18 protein-coding genes are annotated in these 20,923 nt (G+C 29.2%); 3 read left to right on the top strand and 15 right to left on the bottom strand.

What is annotated here, in order from left to right; translation table 11 throughout:
• Window positions 1-117 precede the first annotated feature (117 nt).
• Window positions 118-954, bottom strand: coding sequence for a hypothetical protein (locus tag CLCOS_RS15200; RefSeq protein ID WP_063601587.1), 837 nt, complete (start codon window positions 952-954; stop codon window positions 118-120).
• Window positions 955-1,270: 316 nt separating this feature from the next.
• Between CLCOS_RS15200 and CLCOS_RS15195 the strand changes: the two genes are divergently transcribed.
• On the top strand, window positions 1,271-1,888 hold the full coding sequence (locus CLCOS_RS15195) for a HutD family protein (RefSeq protein WP_063601574.1): 618 nt from the start codon (window positions 1,271-1,273) through the stop codon (window positions 1,886-1,888).
• 49 nt (window positions 1,889-1,937) lie between these two features.
• On the opposite strand, the gene CLCOS_RS15190 is transcribed toward CLCOS_RS15195, so the two are convergent.
• From CLCOS_RS15190 to CLCOS_RS15180, 3 genes are read right to left on the bottom strand one after another with little or no spacing between them, the layout of a single operon-like run.
• On the bottom strand, window positions 1,938-2,237 hold the full coding sequence (locus tag CLCOS_RS15190) for a ribosomal protein L7/L12 (RefSeq protein ID WP_063601575.1): 300 nt from the start codon (window positions 2,235-2,237) through the stop codon (window positions 1,938-1,940).
• Window positions 2,227-3,105 carry a DUF1835 domain-containing protein gene (locus tag CLCOS_RS15185; protein ID WP_082853570.1) on the bottom strand — a complete coding sequence of 293 codons (879 nt, stop codon included), beginning with the start codon at window positions 3,103-3,105 and terminating at the stop codon, window positions 2,227-2,229. Before CLCOS_RS15185 ends, CLCOS_RS15190 begins: the two co-directional genes overlap by 11 nt.
• 6 nt (window positions 3,106-3,111) lie before the next feature.
• Complete coding sequence (locus CLCOS_RS15180; protein ID WP_063601576.1) at window positions 3,112-3,819, bottom strand: response regulator transcription factor; 708 nt, start codon at window positions 3,817-3,819, stop codon at window positions 3,112-3,114.
• A 258-nt stretch (window positions 3,820-4,077) separates the two neighbouring features.
• Here CLCOS_RS15180 and CLCOS_RS15175 point away from each other — a divergent pair, with 258 nt between their 5' ends.
• Window positions 4,078-5,004 (top strand): DUF475 domain-containing protein, encoded by a 927-nt coding sequence (locus tag CLCOS_RS15175; protein WP_029170144.1) that lies wholly within the window; start codon window positions 4,078-4,080, stop codon window positions 5,002-5,004.
• Between the two features lie 199 nt (window positions 5,005-5,203).
• On the opposite strand, the gene CLCOS_RS15170 is transcribed toward CLCOS_RS15175, so the two are convergent.
• From CLCOS_RS15170 to hcp, 7 genes are all read right to left on the bottom strand, one after another.
• On the bottom strand, window positions 5,204-6,034 hold the full coding sequence (locus CLCOS_RS15170) for a sensor histidine kinase (protein ID WP_242866934.1): 831 nt from the start codon (window positions 6,032-6,034) through the stop codon (window positions 5,204-5,206).
• A 128-nt stretch (window positions 6,035-6,162) separates the two neighbouring features.
• Window positions 6,163-8,781 carry an ABC transporter permease gene (locus tag CLCOS_RS15165; RefSeq protein WP_242866935.1) on the bottom strand — a complete coding sequence of 873 codons (2,619 nt, stop codon included), beginning with the start codon at window positions 8,779-8,781 and terminating at the stop codon, window positions 6,163-6,165.
• Window positions 8,782-8,786: 5 nt separating this feature from the next.
• Window positions 8,787-9,470: an ABC transporter ATP-binding protein gene (locus CLCOS_RS15160; protein WP_013237444.1), complete on the bottom strand. Its 684-nt coding sequence runs from the start codon at window positions 9,468-9,470 to the stop codon at window positions 8,787-8,789.
• Window positions 9,471-9,552: 82 nt separating this feature from the next.
• Complete coding sequence (locus CLCOS_RS15155; protein ID WP_013237443.1) at window positions 9,553-10,287, bottom strand: ABC transporter permease; 735 nt, start codon at window positions 10,285-10,287, stop codon at window positions 9,553-9,555.
• Window positions 10,287-11,192: an ABC transporter ATP-binding protein gene (locus CLCOS_RS15150; protein WP_013237442.1), complete on the bottom strand. Its 906-nt coding sequence runs from the start codon at window positions 11,190-11,192 to the stop codon at window positions 10,287-10,289. Before CLCOS_RS15150 ends, CLCOS_RS15155 begins: the two co-directional genes overlap by 1 nt.
• Window positions 11,193-11,309: 117 nt before the next feature.
• Window positions 11,310-11,987 carry a response regulator transcription factor gene (locus CLCOS_RS15145; protein WP_013237441.1) on the bottom strand — a complete coding sequence of 226 codons (678 nt, stop codon included), beginning with the start codon at window positions 11,985-11,987 and terminating at the stop codon, window positions 11,310-11,312.
• 806 nt (window positions 11,988-12,793) lie between these two features.
• The gene (gene hcp, locus CLCOS_RS15140) at window positions 12,794-14,359 is read right to left on the bottom strand and encodes a hydroxylamine reductase (RefSeq protein WP_063601579.1); all 1,566 of its coding nucleotides are present in this window, start codon (window positions 14,357-14,359) and stop codon (window positions 12,794-12,796) included.
• Between the two features lie 107 nt (window positions 14,360-14,466).
• On the opposite strand from hcp, the gene CLCOS_RS15135 reads away from it, so the two are divergent.
• Complete coding sequence (locus CLCOS_RS15135; protein WP_063601580.1) at window positions 14,467-15,159, top strand: Crp/Fnr family transcriptional regulator; 693 nt, start codon at window positions 14,467-14,469, stop codon at window positions 15,157-15,159.
• 30 nt (window positions 15,160-15,189) lie between these two features.
• On the opposite strand, the gene CLCOS_RS15130 is transcribed toward CLCOS_RS15135, so the two are convergent.
• The 4 genes from CLCOS_RS15130 to CLCOS_RS15115 form a co-directional block, all read right to left on the bottom strand.
• Window positions 15,190-16,437, bottom strand: coding sequence for a sensor histidine kinase (locus CLCOS_RS15130; RefSeq protein WP_063601581.1), 1,248 nt, complete (start codon window positions 16,435-16,437; stop codon window positions 15,190-15,192).
• A gap of 3 nt (window positions 16,438-16,440) precedes the next feature.
• The gene (locus CLCOS_RS15125; RefSeq protein ID WP_063601582.1) at window positions 16,441-17,139 is read right to left on the bottom strand and encodes a response regulator transcription factor; all 699 of its coding nucleotides are present in this window, start codon (window positions 17,137-17,139) and stop codon (window positions 16,441-16,443) included.
• Window positions 17,140-17,525: 386 nt separating this feature from the next.
• The gene (locus CLCOS_RS15120; RefSeq protein WP_063601583.1) at window positions 17,526-20,072 is read right to left on the bottom strand and encodes an ABC transporter permease; all 2,547 of its coding nucleotides are present in this window, start codon (window positions 20,070-20,072) and stop codon (window positions 17,526-17,528) included.
• A gap of 19 nt (window positions 20,073-20,091) precedes the next feature.
• Window positions 20,092-20,772: an ABC transporter ATP-binding protein gene (locus tag CLCOS_RS15115; RefSeq protein WP_063601584.1), complete on the bottom strand. Its 681-nt coding sequence runs from the start codon at window positions 20,770-20,772 to the stop codon at window positions 20,092-20,094.
• Window positions 20,773-20,923 lie beyond the last annotated feature (151 nt).

Genomic DNA, 20,923 nt, shown 5'->3' with positions numbered 1-20,923 from the left:
TTTTTTATAGTTTGCTAAAAACTAATATGACTTTTTTTGAGTTTCTTTAAAGCCTTCTTATACCCTCTTTCTATATCTCTCCATAACAGTTTATCCCCGCGGCTGAGCAAACAGGACTTATTGTAGAAATTGGTATGAAATACTTTTTAACATTTTCCATAGAAATACTAATGCTACAAATGTGACCACACTAAAACAAATTATCAACGATATATTACTAGAAACGCCCATATTCATTGCAACAGTCATTAACGAAATAATATCAATATTAGTTATTATAGCAAAAATTATCATCATAGGTGCTAAAATATATCCTAACCTTTTCTTTTTAATAAGGCTTATTGCAGCAATAATCATTAACGGAAGGAAAAAAGAAAAATCTAAAGCTTGAACTGGATTTGTAGTCAAATTATCTTTAACAATGCTCTCTGGTACAGTACCCATTAAAACTGCAGGCAATGAATCAGAAAGCCATAAAAAAATGAATAATCCTGCAATTATCAGTAAAAAGCTTCCTACTGCTTTAGTGGGTGTTTTTTCATTAAACCAGCTTTTAAAGTCTTCATTAATATGCTTAGTAAAAAAGCATATTAATGAAAAAATTGATAGTCCTAAAATGCAGCAATAAATATGAAATAAGAAGTTAAAATGTACAGCAAAGCAGTAAATAATGTAAGAATAAACATTAGTTATCATTGTTCCAAGCCAAATTATTTTAAAAGTCCTACATCCTTTTGAAGCTCCAATACCTGAAACTAAAAGAATAGGTACCACAAAAAATAAATTTGAAATATCCTGTCCAATACATTGAGATAGCCAGTCTATAGTTTCTTTTGAATACAACTTTTGATGCCAAATTCCTATGCTACTACAAATAACCATAAGTATAACTATGGGAACGGTAAAATGTATAATATATTTATCTATCTGAAACTTAAAACTATTTTTGTCCATTTTTTCTCCACTTCTAAAGGTCATTATTTTTCATATCCATTTCATCCCTATCTAATATTAATAATCCTTTCTCTTGTAGCTTTAAAGCAACCTGTTTAACATTTTGATGAGAATTTCCCATTACCTTTACAAATAATATATTATCTTTCTTTCAATATGTCAAATACAAAAATCACCTAGTGGAATGATAACTAAGCTTATTTACACAAGATAAATTGAAGTCTGCATTTGTGTTATATTGGAAATCAATTGATTATATATGTATCTTTTAATATAATGAACATAAAAGATACATATGAAGAGGTGCAATTAATATATGAAATATAATGTAGAATTACTAAGGCAAGAAAATTATAAGCCAACATTTTGGTCTGGAGGCATGGCTACAGAACTGACAACATATCCGTTAAATTCTGATTATGCCAGTAAAAACTTTTTATGGAGATTGGGAATTGCTAAAATTGATATACCAGAATCTACTTTTAGTAGTCTGCCAAAAGTTTCCCGTAAATTCATGGTTATAGAAGGGAAAATAACTCTGGACCATGAAAATAAGTACAAGAAATTACTTAATTCCTTTGAGCAGGACCACTTTATGGGCGATTGGAATACTAAAACTTATGGTAAAGCTTTCGTTTTTAATTTAATGACAAGGGAAAATTATAATGGTGAATTACTTCATTTTAATATTAGTCCTAAAAAACAACTTAAATTCCAATATAAAACTCCATTAAATAAAGATTTAGCAGCAATTTGTTTTTACACTGTGAATGGTGGATTTAACTCTACTATTAACGATAAAGTTTTTAAAACTGTTAAAAATGATTTAATTTTAATTAACTGTGTAAATTCAAGCTGTGCTCATAAATTTATGCTTTCTAACAATACTTCAGAAATTACTGATATAATAGTAAGTATAATTTACCGTAATTAGTTTATCGATCCGGGGGTGCGGACATTCTGAAAAGCACATATTAATTATATTATTCATTCTTATCTTGATCCTTATTTAGTTCTGCTTTTAAACTATCGATATATTCCTTAGCTTCAACTAACCCGCAGCCTGTAGATTCTCTATATAATTTAATTGCCTTAATTCTTTCATCCTCTAAAATAAGCTTTTTTAATTCATCCTTTAATGTGTCAAATGCCCCTACTTTTCTAGCAATCCTATTCAAAGTTGTATTCATTCTCATATTATCACTTCGTATTTGGCTTATATCAGTCACTATCCATATTAAAAATCCTACTGCTGCAAGTATCAGAACAATTTTATAATCCATAATTCTTCTCCCAAATCTTGATGGCATCTTTATCAGTACTTAAATACCTGAGTCCTTCATCTGTTATTTTTATTTTCATTCTTCTCATAACTCCAAATTTGCCACTATAATCAATTTTTCCTGCTTTAATTAATTCTTTTATTCTCCAGAATATGTACTCATCTGAAATTCTTTCTTCACTTTTGCCTAATACATCTCCTATTGTTCTTATGGGATTTCTAAATTCTCTTGGTGTATATTTTAGTATATCTATATCAAAATAATTTTCATCTACACTTTCCAATTTTCCATCTTTAATAACACGTAGTATAGAATTATCCTTTTTTAATAATTCCCAGTTATCAAGAAGCTCCCTATATTCATTTAAATTCAGCTTTCTTTTAGCTTCCACATACTTTTCTATATTTTCTGGTATAACTTCTCCAGTGCACCTAGTCGTAAATTCAATTTCTTTTCGTCTAATAATCGTATTTTTCACATTTATTAAATATATATCTAGTTTCTTATTCCTCAGAAGCTCTAAAACATATAACATTCCACAGAACTCTCTACTAGAACCATACCATAAATATAAAATATCACTATCATCTACTTTATAAACTTCACTATGAAATGTACTATAATTTTCTTTTAAATCATCTATATCATAATCAAGAAAAGACTTTAATGAGTCCTCTCCCTTAACAATATTACACCAATTGATTCTTTTATCAATATTTATTTCACCTTTTATATATCCTTGTGAAAGATCATCAAGAAAAAATATTATCTCTTGATGATTTTGAAGTATTTCAGTACTAATAGCATGTTCAAAATTTTCTTTTGCACTTTCTGAAAAGCATATGTTGATTATCCTGTTTTGTTTCATATGTCTCTATACACTCCTTTCTCCTATAAACTTATAACCTACCCCCCATACAGTTTTTATAAAAGTAGGATTTTTACTACTGTCTCCTATTTTTTCTCTAAGTTCCTTTATGTGTACAGTTACAGTATTGTTTCCTTCAACATCCATACTCTCCCATATATGATGATATAATTCTTCTTTTGAAAACACTTTGTTTGGGTTTTGTGCCATAAGACTCAAAAGTTCAAATTCTTTTATAGTCATTTGAATTTCTTTTTCATTCACAGTAACCTTTTTTTCCTCAGGTATTATAATAAGTCCATTTTTAAATTTTAATATTCCATTTATGGCAGACTGCCTATCTACCTTTTTGTACCTTCTTAAATGTGCTTCAATTCTTGCAGAAACTTCAATCAAACTAAAAGGTTTTGTTATATAATCATCTGCTCCAAGCTTTAGTCCTTTTACTTTATCCATATCTGTTTGCTTTGCACTTATTATCACCACAGGTATATCTTCATTTATCCATCTTATATTTTTACAAAGAGTAAAACCATCCATTTCGGGAAGCATTATATCTATCATTACAAGTGCAAATTCATATGTTTTAAAATCTTCTAACCCCTCTTTGCCACTTGATGCCCAATTAACTTCATACCCTTCCTTTTCAAGGTGTTCCTTTAATATGTTTGCAATTGCCTCATCATCTTCAACTATCAATAACCTTTCACCCATCAATAAAACCTCCATATCTAACTTCTAAAATTATAACATGAATTTTCCTTATTTACATTATTAAGTGATTCAAATATTTGATACAGATAAAGAAGTAATAAAGGCTAAAAACTTTATAGTTCAAAGCAATATATCACATTCATATATCAAAATAAAAGACTTAAAAAAATAGAGAGCCCAATGTATGATATTTTGTGAGTTATGTTATAATAAGTGTTATCAAAAACCTGAATTTTTTATTTGAAAGGATCAATTTTTATGGGAATTATATCAATTATTTTGATCATAATAGGCTTATGTTTATTTGAGGTAGTTTCAAGTATAGATAATGCTGTAATAAACGCTGAAGTTTTATCAACCATGTCTGAAAAGGCAAAAAAATGGTTCTTATTATATGGAATATTATTTGCAGTATTTATAGTAAGAGGATTATTACCTTGGGCTATTGTATGGGCTACAAATCAATCTCTTGGTCCTATTGGAGCATTAACTGCAACTTTTTCAAATGATCCACATATAATAGAATCAATAGAATATTCAACACCTATACTTATGCTTGGAGGCGGGGTGTTTCTTGTATTCTTGTTTCTCCATTGGTTATTTATTGAAGATAAGCATTTAGGACTTGCAACTGAAGAATTCTTTCTAAAAAATGGTACTTGGTTTTATGCTGTTGTTTCAGTTATTTTAGTTGGTATTGTAGCAGTAGCTTTAAAATACAATCCAGTACTTGCTTTATCGGCTGTAATTGGATCATCTGCCTTTTTTATAACCGATGGATTTAAAAAAAATGCTGAAGAAAACGAAAAAAAGTTAATTGACAATACTAGCGAAATGTCAGATATAAGTAAAATATTATACTTGGAGATAATAGATACTACATTTTCAATTGATGGAGTTTTAGGAGCATTTGCATTTACAATGTCAATCCCATTAATTATATTGGGTAATGGGATTGGTGCTATTGTTGTTAGAAAGATTACAATGGGAAGTATAGAGAAAATTAAAAAATATATTTATCTCAAAAATGGTGCTATGTACTCGGTGCTATGTCTCGGCATTGTTATGGTTCTTGAAGGGTTTCATGTTGAAGTACCTGAATACATTTCACCTTTACTTACGATTTTAATAATAATGTTTTTCTTCTTTAAATCAAAGATCTATGCTGAAAAAAATCTGTCATAAAAATTAAAATAAATGTTAATATGTACTTAGTTTAAGTCCGTAAATATTTTTATTTCTACTTACATACGATATGTTGACTTGTGAATTAGAAATCAATACAACATATTGTAGTATTTACTTTAGTGCGACAGCCCCTTTTGCTCATAATGTGTACACAAAATTATTTTCGTAGCCAAATTACATCACTTTTATATATTTATTAAATTTTAGGTAATAAAATAAATATTGAGAATTTGCCATCATCATAAGAAGCTTCTATTGTTCCATTTAACCATCCAGTAATTTCTCTGGCTATCGTAAGCCCTAATCCTGTAGTTTTTTTATTTCTAGATTTATCTTTTGTATAAGAACGTTCAAAAATATAATCTAAATCATCCCTGGTCATAGGTTCACTAAGATTAGAAAAAGTAAATATATAACTACTGTCTGCTTCATGGATTTTAAAGCAATATCCTCCATTACCATGTACAATTGCATTAAATAAAATATTTGAAAATATCCTTTTTACTGCCTGTTCATCTCCCTGTATTATACATGGTTTTTCTGGCAAATGAACAGTTGGTTCTTGTCCCTTTTTATAAAAATCATCATAGTACATGGCAAGTGTATCTACCAAAACTTTTTTTGCATCTATAGGCACATGTTCATAAGTAATATCACCTGATTCAATACGTACATACTCAAATAATTGTTCTAGTAGTATCTTAACCATATTCTGCCGTTCTAGTATTATTGCTAAATACTCTTGGTATTCTTCCTCTGTAACACTTGTCTGGAGCATTTGAACATATCCACTAGCAGTTGTTAATGGTGTACGTAAATCATGAGAAATATTAGTTATACTCTGTCTAAAATTTCTATTTAATCTTTTAATTTTTATACGAGACATTCTTATATCTCCTATTAAATTATTGAGTTGATTAACCAACTCCGCAATATCTCTTTGCTTTACTACTACCGTCAAAAGTTCATTGGTATCTTTTATATTCATAATTTCCTTTAATTGTTTTGTAATATGTTTAATATTCATGCGATAATATAAATGATAAAAAATAAGCATGACAAGCATGAAAAGGGACAAAAAAGTTGTAACTATCCAAATGTTTATCATATTAACTCCTTTATATTAACTACCTTGTGCCTATACAAAAGCTAAAATTATACTACTTCATCTTTCATTGCCTCTATAATATTATTTTGTTTAATTGATTTAGAAGAAATCCAATATGACATAAATATAGACATAAATATTATCATAACACAAACCGAAATTGCCGTACCTGGAAAAACAGCTATAAATTCATTCCACGTTATTGATGTTAATCTCAACATATAAAAACAAATGATAAATACAACTGGAATGCCAATAATAATTGGTTTCAATGCAAAAAATAGACCTTCTAATGTCAACATTTTATTTAATCCTTTAGGTGTTACTCCAACTGATCGCAGCATAGAAAATTCTTTCTTATGCAGTCTAATATTATTTGAAACAGTTGAAAATGTATTGAAAATGCCAATTATTCCAATCATTAAAGCAACAGCAAAAACGCTAATTGAAATAACTTTCTGAACAAGCTCTCCATGATGCTTTTCGTCTACTAAGCTCCATATTGTAAAATCCTGCGATCCTAAGTAGGAATTACAAATTTGTGTTAGCTTTTTCTTTACATTTGGACTTGCCTTATCTCCCACTAATAAATCAATTGACATTATATTAGCTTCAAGCTCACGACTTAATGAAAAATTACCAACTATCTGTTTATAATTTTTCATAGGAATAATTAAAGCTAAACTGTATCTATTAGTTTTTATGTCACTTGGAGAAACTCCTGTAACATCACCTACTTTAATCTTGAATTTATTATTTGTTTGCATGTTATCTTCTACTTTTTCATATAAAAGCATTTTACTTCCAGCTTTTGTATTTAACAAAGGTAATAGTTTCACCTCATTAGAATTATCTGGTTTATAATGTGTGCTATTTAATAGTATACCTGTTGCTATATCTTTTTTATAATATTTTCCCGAATTAGTACCAATTTTTCCACAATACTTCTTAAAGGCTTCATCATTCAATCCTACTAAATTAACTATAATTCTATATCTGCCATTTTGTTTTAATACGTTGTACTTTTTGTAGTCAACTCCAGCAAATCCACCAGCTTTAGCAAAAATTTTTGACTCCTGATTTGATGCTAAATAAGTTGATGTACGTACTTGCCTTCTAATTACACTGTCTTTAACTTCAGGTAGAGATATAATTTTATTAATCATTTTTTCATTTGGCTCATCAATAGTATTTAAATTAAGGGTAATGTCATGGCTAACTATTTTCTCGTTCTTAGAATTCGCCAATTTATATATTGAAATAATATTAATATAGGATGCTATTAAAATAAAACATATTGAAATAGATAAGGTAGCTGTACGTAAACTCTTCTTATTGGCTGAAGCTTGAGAACTTGCTAGCTCACCTTCTATACCAAATATTTTTTTAATCATTGAATGATTTTTTATTTTTGCCATTTTGATATTCTGACGTATTCCAGAAACAGCTGACACTTTTGCCACTTTTCTTGCTGGAATATATGCAGAGGTTAAAACAGTAATTAATGAGATGATTACTGAAAAAGCAATTACTATGAATGAGAAAGAAACATGTATGTTACTATAATCTTTTTCAACACTAAGAATTCTATTGACTTTAGAAAATACACCATAACTAAAAACATATCCTGCAATTAAACCAATTGGTAATTGAATAAGCCATAGCAAAAATCCTTCATAAAGAACAGAATATTTAATTTGTTTTGGAGTTGCTCCTAAGCTTTTTAGAATACTCAATTCCTTAATTCTGCTATCAGCAGATAGTGAAAATGCATTATAAATAATAAGAATAAACGTGCCCATGACTAGTAAAAATAGAATTATTACTATAGCCATAATTAGAACAAATTGGGTATTTGCGTCACTGTTATTACTAATTCCATATAAATTTAACAATTGGTTATTATACATAACATTATATTTTCCATATTTATCTTTAGTTACTCCAGAATATTGCGCGATTTGTGGCAATGTTTTATATATTTTATACGGATTATTAAAGAGCATATAAACAGTTAGTTTGTCATTTTGTTTGATATCTGAAATGTTTAAATATCCCATTGCAATATACCCTGGATAAGCTGAACTTCCTGAAATGTCTAATTCACCAACTATTGTATAAGTCTTAGCTCCATTTACCTTAAATGTTTCACCTAACCTTTTATAAGCTTGAGTTTTAAGTACTTTATTGTTTAACATTCTATTTCCTATTGGAAGCGTTAGCTTATCACCAATTTTGTATGCAGGATTATCTGTAAAAAATAATTTTGATACCACTATTTCCCCACTTTTTTTAGGAAGCCTGCCGTGTATAAGCTCATTTTTCAAATTCATATCGTGCCAAAAATTTTCATCTGCATCTCTCATTAAAAAATATGGAAGTTTTGTATCAGAAAGCTTAGCAGTAACCCAAGTTCCTTTAACCATTGTAGTTTTAACAGCTGGATCTTTTTGAACTTTTTTAAGTTTATCTCTAGATATATCCTCTCTTAATTCTCCTTGCCAATAACCTCCATTTTTAATTGTTGATGTTACCTTTGCTCCCCACATAGAGTAAATAAATATACAAAGCGAACATAGCAAAGCCGATGCAATTGTTATAGCCACTAATATAGAGATTGTATGCCTCTTATTCTTTTTTATTTGGTTATAGGTGTATTCATTCATTATTTTCACTGCCCTATCACCTCATCTGAAACTATTTTTCCATCAACAATTTTAATACTTCTATCAGCTAAGGTGGCAATTTCTTCGTCATGTGTAATCATAACAATTGTCTGCTTGTACTCCTTGTTTGAACGTTTTAAAAGATCAATAGTTGTTTTGGTGTTTTTTCTATCAAGATTACCAGTTGGCTCATCTGCCAAAATAATAGACGGCTTACACATTAGTGCTCGTCCTATAGCAACTCTTTGCTGCTGACCACCAGAAAGCTGATTTGGAAAATGATTAAGTCTTTCCGTCAAACCAAGCATTTCCACAATATTATTAAATTCTTCTTTCTTTGGTTTCACATTATCTAATAGCATAGGTAAAAGCATATTTTTCTCCACAGTAAGAGTAGGAATTAAATTATAAGATTGATATATTAATCCTATTTTTCGTCGGCGAAATAAAGCAGACTCTGTTTCGTTCATAGCCGAAATATCTGTTTCATCTATATATATTTTCCCTTTTGTAGGATGATCTACACACCCTAGCATATGGAGAAGTGTAGATTTTCCCGATCCACTTGGTCCAATAATTGAAACAAATTGGCCTTTTTCTACTCTCAAATTCAAGTTATCTAATGCAGTAACCTTTGTATCACCATTTCCATAAATTTTCGAAAGATTTTCTGTTTTTAATATATCCAAAATATTCTCTCCTCTCTTCTTTACCATACATTTTCAAAGAATTTATGATTTATCTAAACATATTTTTGTTCCTTCTTGTCAATCAATCTACATCTCTCTTTGAGAATAATAAACTAGATCCAAAAACTGTAATTATTCCAATTAACAAAAATACAATTGAATAATTCACAACATCCTCTGGTTTTGAATTAAAACTAACTATGGTATTACGCATATTTGTAAGAGAGTATTTTTTAAAAACATCGTTCTTTGTTAGCAAAGTAAGCAGATTTACTATGAAGCTGCTGCTTGCCACTAGCAAAATAGAAACTATAATTGTAACACCTTCATTTTTTAATAAATAAGCCAAAAAAGTACCAATTCCTGATGTACCCCAAAACATGCAAATCATTCCAATATTCATTCGAATAAATGCAGCCGCATCAACTTGTCCTAGTTGAAATAGCATTATAGTTGATAATAAATTTAAAATGCCAAAACCTAATAAAACTATTGTAATAACAGAAGACATAGCTATATACTGTCCAAGAACTAATTTCCATCTGGCTATTCCATGGCAAGTCATTTGTCGTATATTGCCATTGGCATATTCAGCAGTAATCATACAAGCCACAAATATGAGAACGATATAGAAAATAAAATCTACACTATAAGATTCTTGATAACTAGAAATTCCTGTTCCTAACATCTGGGATTTTGTCGCAGTAGACACTGAAACAAAGGCAATAACATTCATTCCTAACAATATAATTGAAACAGCATAAAAAATCCTGCTTCTAAATATTTTATAAAATTCACTAAAAATTACATTCATCATTACTTATCGCCCTCCATCAACTTTACAAAATATCCTTCTATATCATTGCCTTCTAAGCAAATCCTTGATACTAAAATACCATTCTCAACCAATTCTTTATTAATTTGTTCTGGTATATCCAAGCAATCATAAATGCAAATTTTTCCTTCATCAAATACTTTAAAATTTGAGATGTTGATGTTATTTTTTAAAATGTAAGCTGCTTTTTCAGAATTATTCACTACAATGGTAAGACACTTTTTGCAGCGTTCTTCCAATTCTACTGCTTGAAATTCATCAATAAGTACTCCTTTATGTATGACTCCATATTTTGTCGCAAGCTTAGCAAGCTCCCCTAAAATATGAGAGGAAATTAAAATAGTAATTTCATTTTCTATATTTAGTTTTAATAGTAATTCTCTAACTTCTTTGATACCAGAGGGATCTAATCCATTAATAGGCTCATCTAGGATAAGAAAATCAGGATTACCTAATAAGGAAATTGCAATGGATAAACGCTGTTTCATGCCAAGAGAAAAAGCTTTAGTTTTCTTTTTACCTGTATTTTGTAAACCAACCAAACCTAGAACCTCATCCACATTACTATAGTCTGTAATACCAAGCAGTTTATCATAATAAATCAAGTTTTGCTTTGCTGTCATGTCAGGATAAAGTGCTGGCTGTTCAATAACACATCCCATTCTTTTTCTGGCCTTTTCTAAATTGCTACTTTCAAACAGTTGAATATCCCCCTGTTCTTGATAAATGAGTCCACAGGCAATTTTCATAATTGTTGTTTTGCCTGCACCATTTTTCCCTATCAAACCGTAAATATCGCCCTTTTTAATATTAAGATTAACCTTATTTACAGCTATTTGTTTTCCGTATTTTTTAGTTAAATCATTAGTTTGTAATACTAAACTCATATATTTTTACCTCCTTCTTTCTAAAATAAAGTATTATCTAATGCTATATTTAAATAATAAATAAAAGGTATTAAAATAGAATTTAGAATTTATCAAGAAAGTATCAAGTTTTATCAATTAATTATCTTGCATTTTATATCCTATTCCCCAAACTGTTTTTATATATTCTTCTCCATGTTTCAATTTATTACGCAAATTACTAACATGTACTGTTACCACTCTTTCATCCATAATATATTCTTCAGACCAAACACTCTCAAATATATTCTGCTTGGTAAATACTTTCCTGGGGCTACTAATTAATAATTCTAATATACTATATTCTTTTGCAGTAAGTTCAATAGGCTCATCATTAATAGTTACAATATGATTTTCACTATCTAAAATCAGATCTTTAAATCGGAATATGTTGGTTTTATCTATGGTCATACCCTTATTCATTCTTCTTAATACTGCACCTATCCGTACAATTAATTCTTCATTGTTAAACGGCTTTGTTATATAATCATCTGCCCCATCTCGAATCAATTCAAGTTTAGTGTTTAAATCATCTTTTGCCGATACACATATAATAGGAATTTGGAACTGTTCGTTAATCTTCACTAAAATTTCTTCCCCACTTAATCCTGGCAGCATTAAGTCCAATAAAATTAAATCAAAAGACTCTTTTTCTAATAATAAAAGCGCCTCTGTACCAGAAAACGCAGCTACTACTTCATATTCATTTTTTTTCAATAAAGTTTGTACCATTTTATTGATTTTAGGATCATCCTCTACAATTAATATTTTATTCATCCTTCTCTACCCTTCTATAAATAATCTCAATCGATTATACTTTTTAATCTATTTTATATTAATGTAAATAACCTACATAATATTATATCAAAGAATTTTTAAACCCAATAACATAACTTTCAATTTATTAGATATATTTCTTAAACTTGTTTAATTAAGTTATGTGTATAAAATTATTTTGGGAATATAAAAAGGATAATGTATATGGACTGCGTCCTTTTACTTTTTATGAAAATATATTTAAAATTTATTTAAAGACATAGATATAATTTACGGTAAATTTAATCCATAATATTCATTTCTATGTGAATAAATGTGGATTTAAAATTTTAGAATATTTAAATAAAAACCATCCTGAAACACATACAAAAGAGGATGAGAGTTCACCAGGAGGAGAAAACTTTTTTAGGTTTGAAAAGGTAATGAAAGGATAAACTTAATTCGTTAGTTTATGCTAGGAATTTCCTAGTATAAGTTAGCTTTTACATTGAAAGCCCTATATATGTAAGTTTTCTAACTTAAAAATCTATATATAGCGATTCTAGTTGAAATTTTAAATTATACATAAAATAATACTAATAAAATTAAAATCACACTTAAAAACTTTTTTTATAAGTCTTAGCGAGGTATTTTAGAAAATCTTAGAAGCTTATATTTGTCTGAGGTACGAGTTTATATAAGCTTCTTTAGATTTTGAAAATACCGAGCTTTAGACTTACAAAAAGTTTTTAGTGTGATGCATTTTATTAGTATATGGCTTGTATAAGTAAACTTTCTACTTAGAAACTCTCTATATATATTCTATCTTATTTCAATATAGCTTTTAAATCATCATCTACTGTTGTAGTAGGCTTTATGCTAAATTTATCAACTAAAACATTCAACACATTTGATGAGAAAAATGCTGGAATAGAAGGTCCTACATAAATGTTTTTGATTCCAAGGGATAGTAAAGTAAGCAGTATACATACAGCTTTTTGTTCATACCATGACAGTACTAGTGTAAGAGGTAAATCATTTACTCCACATTTAAATACATTTGCAAGTGCTAAAGCAATCTGTATAGCAGAATAAGCATCATTACACTGACCAACATCAATAATACGTGGAATACCTTGAATATCTCCTAAATCTAAATCATTAAAACGATATTTGCCACAGGCAAGAGTTAATATAAGACTGTCCTTTGGTGCTTTTTTCACAAATTCAGTATAATAGTTTCTTCCAGGTTTTGCTCCGTCACAGCCTCCTACCAGGAATATGTGCTTAATTCCTCCATTTTTAATTGTTTCTACTATTTTATCTGCTACACCAAGCACTGCATCATGGGCAAATCCAGTTGTGAGAACACTTCCACCATTTATACCTGTAAAATTTTTATCTTCAGTATATCCACCAAGTTCAAGTGCTTTATTTATAATTTCACTAAAATCTTTTCTTCCATTTTCATCTGCCGTAATATGTTTAAGTCCAGGGAATCCTACAACATCTGTAGTAAATATCCTATCTGAATAATTTTCATTTGGAGGTACAAGACAATTAGTTGTAAATAATATAGGCGCAGGAATATTGTCAAATTCCTTTTTTTGATTCTGCCATGCAGTACCAAAGTTTCCCTTTAAATGTTTATATTTTTTAAGTTCAGGATATCCATGTGCAGGAAGCATTTCTCCATGAGTGTATATATTTATTCCTTTTCCCTCTGTCTGTTCAAGGAGCATCTTTAAATCATATAAATCATGGCCTGTAATAACTATAAATGGTCCTTTTTCAACATTTGTAGTTACTTTTACAGGAGCTGGTTGTCCATAAGCAGATGTATTAGCTTCATCTAATAATGCCATACACTTTAAGTTGACACCGCCAAATTCCATTAAAATGTTTAGCCACTCTTCTACTGAATGCGTTCCCCCAACTGCTCTCATACCTTTATAGAACCAATCCATAACTTCTTCGTCTTTTTTACCAAGCTTATAGGCATGATATGCATATGCTGCCATACCACGAATTCCAAAAAGAAGTGTAGAGCGAAGGGATACAATATCAGTATCTCCATCCCAAAGTCCATTAAAATTAAATTTGCTGTCAGCTTGAAATTTTTCACTTTGTACTTCTACGGCATTTATAATTTCATCAATCCTTGATACATCAAAATTTACATTAGTAACAGTTGAAAACAAACCTTCCATCATAACTTCATCTGCAGCTTTATCTCTATTTTTTCCTTCAGCAGCATAGGCAAGTTCTATGAGTTTACATGTAAGCTTATCCTGTTTATTTGCAACATCAGGCTGCTTTCCACATGCCCCTACTTTTGTACACCCACTTCCACAAGCAGTTTGCTCGCATTGAAAACAAAACATATTATCCATATTTACACCCCATAACCTTATTATTTTTTAATTGCTTTTATGAGATGAGTATAATATAATAATGGTAATAAATCGGTATCCTCTGTTACCAAATTAAAGGTGATTAAATGTTTGAAAAATATGTAGATATATTATCAAAAATTAGCTTATTTCAAGATATTACTAAAGAAGATATTACTGTCATGCTAAATTACATTAAACCTAAAATCAGTCAATTCAAGAAAAATGATTTGATTGCTATAAGTGGAGATGAATTTAAAAGCGTTGGAATTGTAATAGCTGGGAAAGCTGTTGTAGTAAAGGAAAATGCTGCAGGAAACAGAATGTTTATGACAAATTTGAATCCAGGAGACATGTTTGGTGAAATGGCTGTTTTTTCAGGAAAATCTGTACTTCCTGCTACCGTTGAAGCCCAAGATAAGTGTACAGTTTTATTTTTACCTGGTGAAAAAATTATAGGTGAATGTAAAAACATGTGCTCATGGCATCGTACACTTATCCGTAATATGTTTAAAATTATATCCAATAGGGCACTAGTACTAAACAAACATGTAGAGTATTTAAATATCAAAAACTTGAGAGGTAAAATAAGTACCTTTTTAATAGAACAATATAAAAAATCAGGAAAAAGTACTTTCAAACTTCCCTTAAAACGAAATGAATTAGCCGAATTTTTAAATGTTTCAAGGCCTTCCCTTTCACGGGAAATGTGTAATATGAGAGATGAGGGACTTATTGATTTTAACAGATCATCTTTTCATATTAAGGATATTGAAGGATTGAAAAATATGTCAGAGTAAACATAAAATCTATAAGTAAAAAATCTCTATTTAATTTGTATTTAAAAAAGTAATAGTGAAAACAGTTCCCTTACCTATCTTACTTTTTACATCAATCATACCACCGTTTCCATCGATTATGGATTTTGAAAGGGCAAGACCAATTCCAATAGATTCAGTACTTTTATTCGTCTTTCCCTTATAAAATCTTTCAAAAACATGTTTAAGTTCTTCTTTCGGTATTCCTTCTCCATTGTCTTTAACTATGATCCTGGTACAAACCTGACTTACTTCAGTAAACACATTAACTTCCCCACCAGACTTCGTGTGTTCAATTGCATTCTTAATTACATTTACAATTGCTTCACTTATCCAATTATGATCATGCTTTAACATAATTTTATCTCTGCCAGGATAAAATTTGAGTTTAACATTCTTACTTTCTGCTTTTATATCTAAGAATTTTAAAGATTCCATTACAGTTTTATTTATATCTAAACTTATCATTTTAAACTTTATTGCACCTGCATCTAATTTTGCAAGTTGGAGTAAGCTTTTCACAAGCCATTCAATTCTATTTAATTGGTTTTTACTATTTTCTAAAAATTCAATTTTCTTATTATCATCTATCTTTCTATTCAAAAGTATATCGTTATATATTATAAGGGACGAAATTGGAGTTTTTATTTGATGTGATATATCCGACAGAGTGTTAACTAAAAAATCTTTTTCATGCTGTATTTGTGAAAAATTATTTTTTAAAATCACCCTCATGTTATCAAAAGCATAGGCGAACTTTGCAAAAGTACCTTCTGCATTTTCATAAATTCTTATGTCAAAATTATAATCTAACATATTTTTTGCTGCTAGTATAAGTTTTTCAAGTTTTTTATATATTCTTATATATAAAATAGCATTTGTTAAAAACACTATTGCAAAAAAACAAACCATAGAAGTAAGTAAAAATTTAATTAAATTTCTATAGTTATTTTCCAATTGAGGCATCAAGCCTATATTCAATTCTGTGCTATATCCATAATATTTTAGTATTTCTCTTCCACTTTTTATATCTTCCCCACTGCTATTTTTCGTTATAATAGCTACCACTTCATTTTTCAATTCAGGATGAGTCTTTACTATTTTACCAACAACAGCTGCATTATTATCTACATAACTATCCTTTATTCTTTCATAACTCTTATCAATAGTATAAGAACTTATAAGTATTGACAATAAAGCTAAAATCAATATAATACAGGAACTTTTCCTAATTTCCGGATTTTCATAATACTCCTTCATATTTTACTCCTTTTCAACTTCCAAATCCCACTCATATCCAAATCCTCTTTTTGTTTTTATATACTTAGGATTTGAAGAGTCCTCCTCTATTTTTTCTCTTATCCTCTTTATATACACGGAAAGCGTATTTGTATCGAAGTAATCTCCACTTCCATCACTAAGCTTGTCTAGTATTTCTTCTCTATTCATAGCCCTTTTTGGATTAGTCATAAAAAGCAATAACAATTTATACTCTTGCATAGAAAGGGACATATCACATCCATTTCTATAGGCTTCTAATTTGGTTGTATTTAAAACAATTTTTCCAGATTTTAATATATCACTCTTATCCGAATTGTTTTTTTCCGTTCTTCTCAAAATTGCCTTAATTCTAGAAATGAATTCTTTTACTCTAAATGGTTTTGATATATAATCGTCCGCACCTATATCAAGTCCTAAAACAACGTTTACTTCTTCGTCACAAGCAGTTAGAAATATTACTGGAATCTGACTTTTTTTACGTATATATTTACATACATCATATCCACTTCCATCTGGTAACATTACATCCAGTATAATAATATCAAAAGTTTCACTGTCAAAAATTTTTTTAGCTTCACTAACACAGGAACACCTTTTCACTTCATATCCCTCATCTTGAAGAGTAAAATCAATTCCAAGTGCCAGTGCCTCATCATCTTCTAGAAGTAATATTTTATTCAACTTAGCACCTCCACAATATATCTTTAAAATATATTCTATACACTAAATAAGGTTTTTGTCTAGTTATATACACAAATTGATAAGCACCAGATGAAATATTTTTTTATCTGGTGCTTATCAATAGTTATCCGTGTAAATTCGCAGCCAATGGCACTGTATATTTAATTAGAGAAACAATTTGTTTTCTTTACTTTTTATTTGACTTTCTATCTTTTACAACCATAATAATTATAGCAGCGCAAATAAGTCCAGCAACAAACATAAAACCAAACCTCATATAACCACCTTCTACAAGATTAATTTATGGGATTCTCAGTGAAATTTAGCAGCATATGGCCTATATCAAACCAATTTTTAATCTAGAAACCCTATATAATATATTACACTTAATCTTCTTGTCTTATGACATCTATTATATTTTCTCTTTTAATTCTAGCTAAAGGTTTTATTACAGATATTAACCCTATAAATATTGCAGCTAATCCGCTCACAAGTATCAAATTCCATGGAATATTCCACTTAAAATCAATAATTTTTCTCATAGGTGATGATACTGCATAAGATAACAGACTGCCTACAATACCGCCATAAAATGCACCATATAATCCATATAAAACTCCTTCTTTTAATATCATCTGTCTTATATTTTTATAAGTCATGCCAATAGCACTTAAAGATGCTATTTCTTTTTTTCTTAAAATCAGGTTTGTAGTTATAGTATTTATTATATTAACTGCACCTATTAGGGAAATTACAGCTATAAATCCATACATAAGTACCATAAGCTGCAGTGTATTCCCCCTAGCAGCTTCAGCTTGTTTGGATATATCAACAGCCTTTACTCCTTCTTTATCACATATTGGTTCAATAAAACTATTAAACTTATCCTCATCTTTTTTATCCTTTAAACGTATTTCAGATATTTTAACAGGCATCTTATTTAAATCTCTGCCAGTAATATTCTTCATCACATCTTTTGTCATTATAATATGAAAAAGTTTGAGATTATCTGAATAAAATTGATATGGTGCATCATCTACTACTGCTGCTACTTTTACCTTTATCATATTGTCTTTATTAAACTCTTCATTTTCCTTTTTGTTCTTATCAATATAATCTTCTCCCTGTACTGGTCTATACATCATATTTTTATCAATATAAATAGTATCTCCAACTTTTAAATTAGTAATTGAACCATTATAGTATTTTTTATTTACAGTTAACATACTATTCTTTACTATGACAACACCATTTTCCTCAGCCATATTTGAAGTATCTACCTTACCAGATTTAATATAGCTTTTAATGCTTCTAATCTTGTCCTCATCATAAATATCAAACAATGTTGTTATAGAACTCATCTTTTTATTTTCAAATGTTACATCACTATAAGTCTTAGGTGCATTTTTGACTAAGTAGTCATTTCTCTTTTCATTTGGAATCAACATACTAGAAGAATAAGTTCCATAGGATACATATTGTTTATCTACAAGTTTACTTTGCTTTACTTTGTTTATAATATTTTCTTTAAGGGAGCTTGCTCCATTTTTATCAACTACACCAATTAATTCAAAATTCATTTTTACATCTTCAGACTGTGAACCTGTAAAAATTGTCATCATATTTATAAAAGATGAAAAGAATATAAAAAGTGTTATACTTATTACCATTGAAAAAACAGTAACTCGGAATTTTTTCTTATTTCTCTTTATATTTTTAAATGCCATTAAACTTTCAATGTTCAAAAATCTTTTTAAAATATTTCCCCTCTTTTTGCTTATCTTTTCCTTTGATATAGATGTCCTGCTGCTTATAGCAACTAAAGGTGATACCTTTGATGCAGCTCTTGCTGGAATAAATGCAGATAAATATATTGAAATCACTCCAACTAATGCACTTATAACAAGCACATAGTAGGGAATTACTATTTTTAAATTGTTAAACGCTGTATCTGACATTATACTAAATATCTTGCTCACTACAAACATTGCAAATATTCCAGACAAAAGCCCAAGTGGAATGCCTATTGCACTTATTATTGATGCTTCTCTCAAAACTATTTTTCTAATCTGTGCTGGTGTCGCTCCAACAGCTCTCAAAAGTCCAAATTGCTTCATTCTCTCAATTACACTTATCTGAAAAGAATTATATATTACAGCTATAGTTGCTATTACAATTATACCTATTATTACACCTGCTATACCATACAATTGTTTATTTAAATTATTACTGCCTTCACCTGAATAGTCCAATAAATCTTTATTTAAAATACAGTTGTCTTTAAATTTATTACTTAATTCTGATACGGTATTTGATATTCCTGCCTTTTTGTATATGCTCACATATACTGCAGATTTTTCTATATTAAATATAGTAGAATAAGTCATGCCTAAAGCTGTACCATTGTATTGAGTTTCAGCCTGATTTTGAATAATTCCTGTAATTTTAAATTTTTTTTCTTCTCCTTGATCTGCCTCAAATTTTATAGTATCTCCTATTTTAAGATCACCCTTCATATAACTAAATGCCCAGTTTTCAATTGCTATTTCTCCTTCTTTTTCAGGAAGTCTTCCCTTTACTGCATTATAGCTTTTAGGTAAAAATTCTAAAGCAGATTTATTGTATTTATTAATTTCAATCTTTTTTCCATCTTTTAAATTACTTTCAAACCACTTTTCTTGAATACCTACTTTTTCAATTTTAGGATTAACTTTTAACTGGCTGTAATCATCTGCAGTCATTTTTTGAATCTTAACATGATAACTTCCATTTTGATTTATAGCACTTTCAACAAAAGAATTTTGCAGACTTTTAATAAATAATCCCACTGCCGTAATCAATGCCACAGAAAGTATTACTCCTAAAATAGTGAGCATTGTCCTCTTTTTATTGTGTTTTAAATATTTATTTGTTATTTCCTTATAACTATTCATCTTATATCACCTCCCTACTTTAGATTGATTTATCCGCTTTTATTTCCCCATCAAATATAGTAATAACCCTATCTGCTTGCTCTGCTACATTTATATCATGGGTTATGATAATTAAAGTTTGATTATATTTTTTTGATGATAACTTTAAAAGTTCTATTACTTCTTTACTATTTTTGCTGTCTAAATTTCCCGTTGGTTCATCTGCAAGTATAAGAGCTGGTTTATTTATAAGAGCCCTTCCAATAGATACCCTCTGCTGCTGGCCTCCTGATAACTCGGATGGAAGGTGAGTTATCCTTTCTTTTAATCCAAGCATACTTATTACTTCATCTAAGTAACCTTTATCTGCTTTCTCCCTATCCAAAAGTGATGGAAGAGATATATTTTCTTCTACATTTAAAACTGGTATGAGATTAAAAAATTGAAATACAAACCCAATATTTCTTCTCCTGAATATAGCTAATTTTTCTTCATTTAACTTATATATATCTTCATTTTCTATATACACTTTTCCTGATGTTGGCCTATCAAGTCCTCCCAGCATATGTAGAAGTGTACTTTTTCCAGAACCAGATGCCCCTATTATTGCTACAAATTCACCTCTATTAATAGTAAATGATACATTCTTTAGAGCTTCAACTTTATTTTCTCCCTTGCCATAAGTCTTTGATAAGCTTTCAACTTTTAATATTTCATCCATACTGTTATCCCCCTCTATATCCTAAGTACGCTCTCGAAAACTCAGAGAGCTTGATTTTTATATAGTATAAGGTTCAGCATCTCTGCTTCACCCCTAATATTTAAGCTAAATTAATATCATATTTTCCAATAAACTTATTACCAGTAGCATC

The sequence above is a fragment of the Clostridium coskatii genome (genome assembly GCF_001675205.1).
In the GTDB taxonomy this organism is placed as follows: Bacteria; Bacillota; Clostridia; order Clostridiales; family Clostridiaceae; genus Clostridium_B; species Clostridium_B ljungdahlii.
This window is presented reverse-complemented; position numbering and strand designations above follow the sequence as displayed.

What these genes read in the sequence shown, in the direction of transcription:
- CLCOS_RS15200 (WP_063601587.1), bottom strand. Translation starts at nt 954, where the DNA reads ATGGACAAAAATAGTTTTAAGTTTCAGATAGATAAATATATTATACAT.
- CLCOS_RS15195 (WP_063601574.1), top strand. Translation starts at nt 1,271, where the DNA reads ATGAAATATAATGTAGAATTACTAAGGCAAGAAAATTATAAGCCAACA.
- CLCOS_RS15190 (WP_063601575.1), bottom strand. Translation starts at nt 2,237, where the DNA reads ATGGATTATAAAATTGTTCTGATACTTGCAGCAGTAGGATTTTTAATA.
- CLCOS_RS15185 (WP_082853570.1), bottom strand. Translation starts at nt 3,105, where the DNA reads ATGAAACAAAACAGGATAATCAACATATGCTTTTCAGAAAGTGCAAAA.
- CLCOS_RS15180 (WP_063601576.1), bottom strand. Translation starts at nt 3,819, where the DNA reads ATGGGTGAAAGGTTATTGATAGTTGAAGATGATGAGGCAATTGCAAAC.
- CLCOS_RS15175 (WP_029170144.1), top strand. Translation starts at nt 4,078, where the DNA reads ATGGGAATTATATCAATTATTTTGATCATAATAGGCTTATGTTTATTT.
- CLCOS_RS15170 (WP_242866934.1), bottom strand. Translation starts at nt 6,034, where the DNA reads ATGAATATTAAACATATTACAAAACAATTAAAGGAAATTATGAATATA.
- CLCOS_RS15165 (WP_242866935.1), bottom strand. Translation starts at nt 8,781, where the DNA reads ATGAATGAATACACCTATAACCAAATAAAAAAGAATAAGAGGCATACA.
- CLCOS_RS15155 (WP_013237443.1), bottom strand. Translation starts at nt 10,287, where the DNA reads ATGATGAATGTAATTTTTAGTGAATTTTATAAAATATTTAGAAGCAGG.
- CLCOS_RS15150 (WP_013237442.1), bottom strand. Translation starts at nt 11,192, where the DNA reads ATGAGTTTAGTATTACAAACTAATGATTTAACTAAAAAATACGGAAAA.
- CLCOS_RS15145 (WP_013237441.1), bottom strand. Translation starts at nt 11,987, where the DNA reads ATGAATAAAATATTAATTGTAGAGGATGATCCTAAAATCAATAAAATG.
- hcp (WP_063601579.1), bottom strand. Translation starts at nt 14,359, where the DNA reads ATGGATAATATGTTTTGTTTTCAATGCGAGCAAACTGCTTGTGGAAGT.
- CLCOS_RS15135 (WP_063601580.1), top strand. Translation starts at nt 14,467, where the DNA reads ATGTTTGAAAAATATGTAGATATATTATCAAAAATTAGCTTATTTCAA.
- CLCOS_RS15130 (WP_063601581.1), bottom strand. Translation starts at nt 16,437, where the DNA reads ATGAAGGAGTATTATGAAAATCCGGAAATTAGGAAAAGTTCCTGTATT.
- CLCOS_RS15120 (WP_063601583.1), bottom strand. Translation starts at nt 20,072, where the DNA reads ATGAATAGTTATAAGGAAATAACAAATAAATATTTAAAACACAATAAA.
- CLCOS_RS15115 (WP_063601584.1), bottom strand. Translation starts at nt 20,772, where the DNA reads ATGGATGAAATATTAAAAGTTGAAAGCTTATCAAAGACTTATGGCAAG.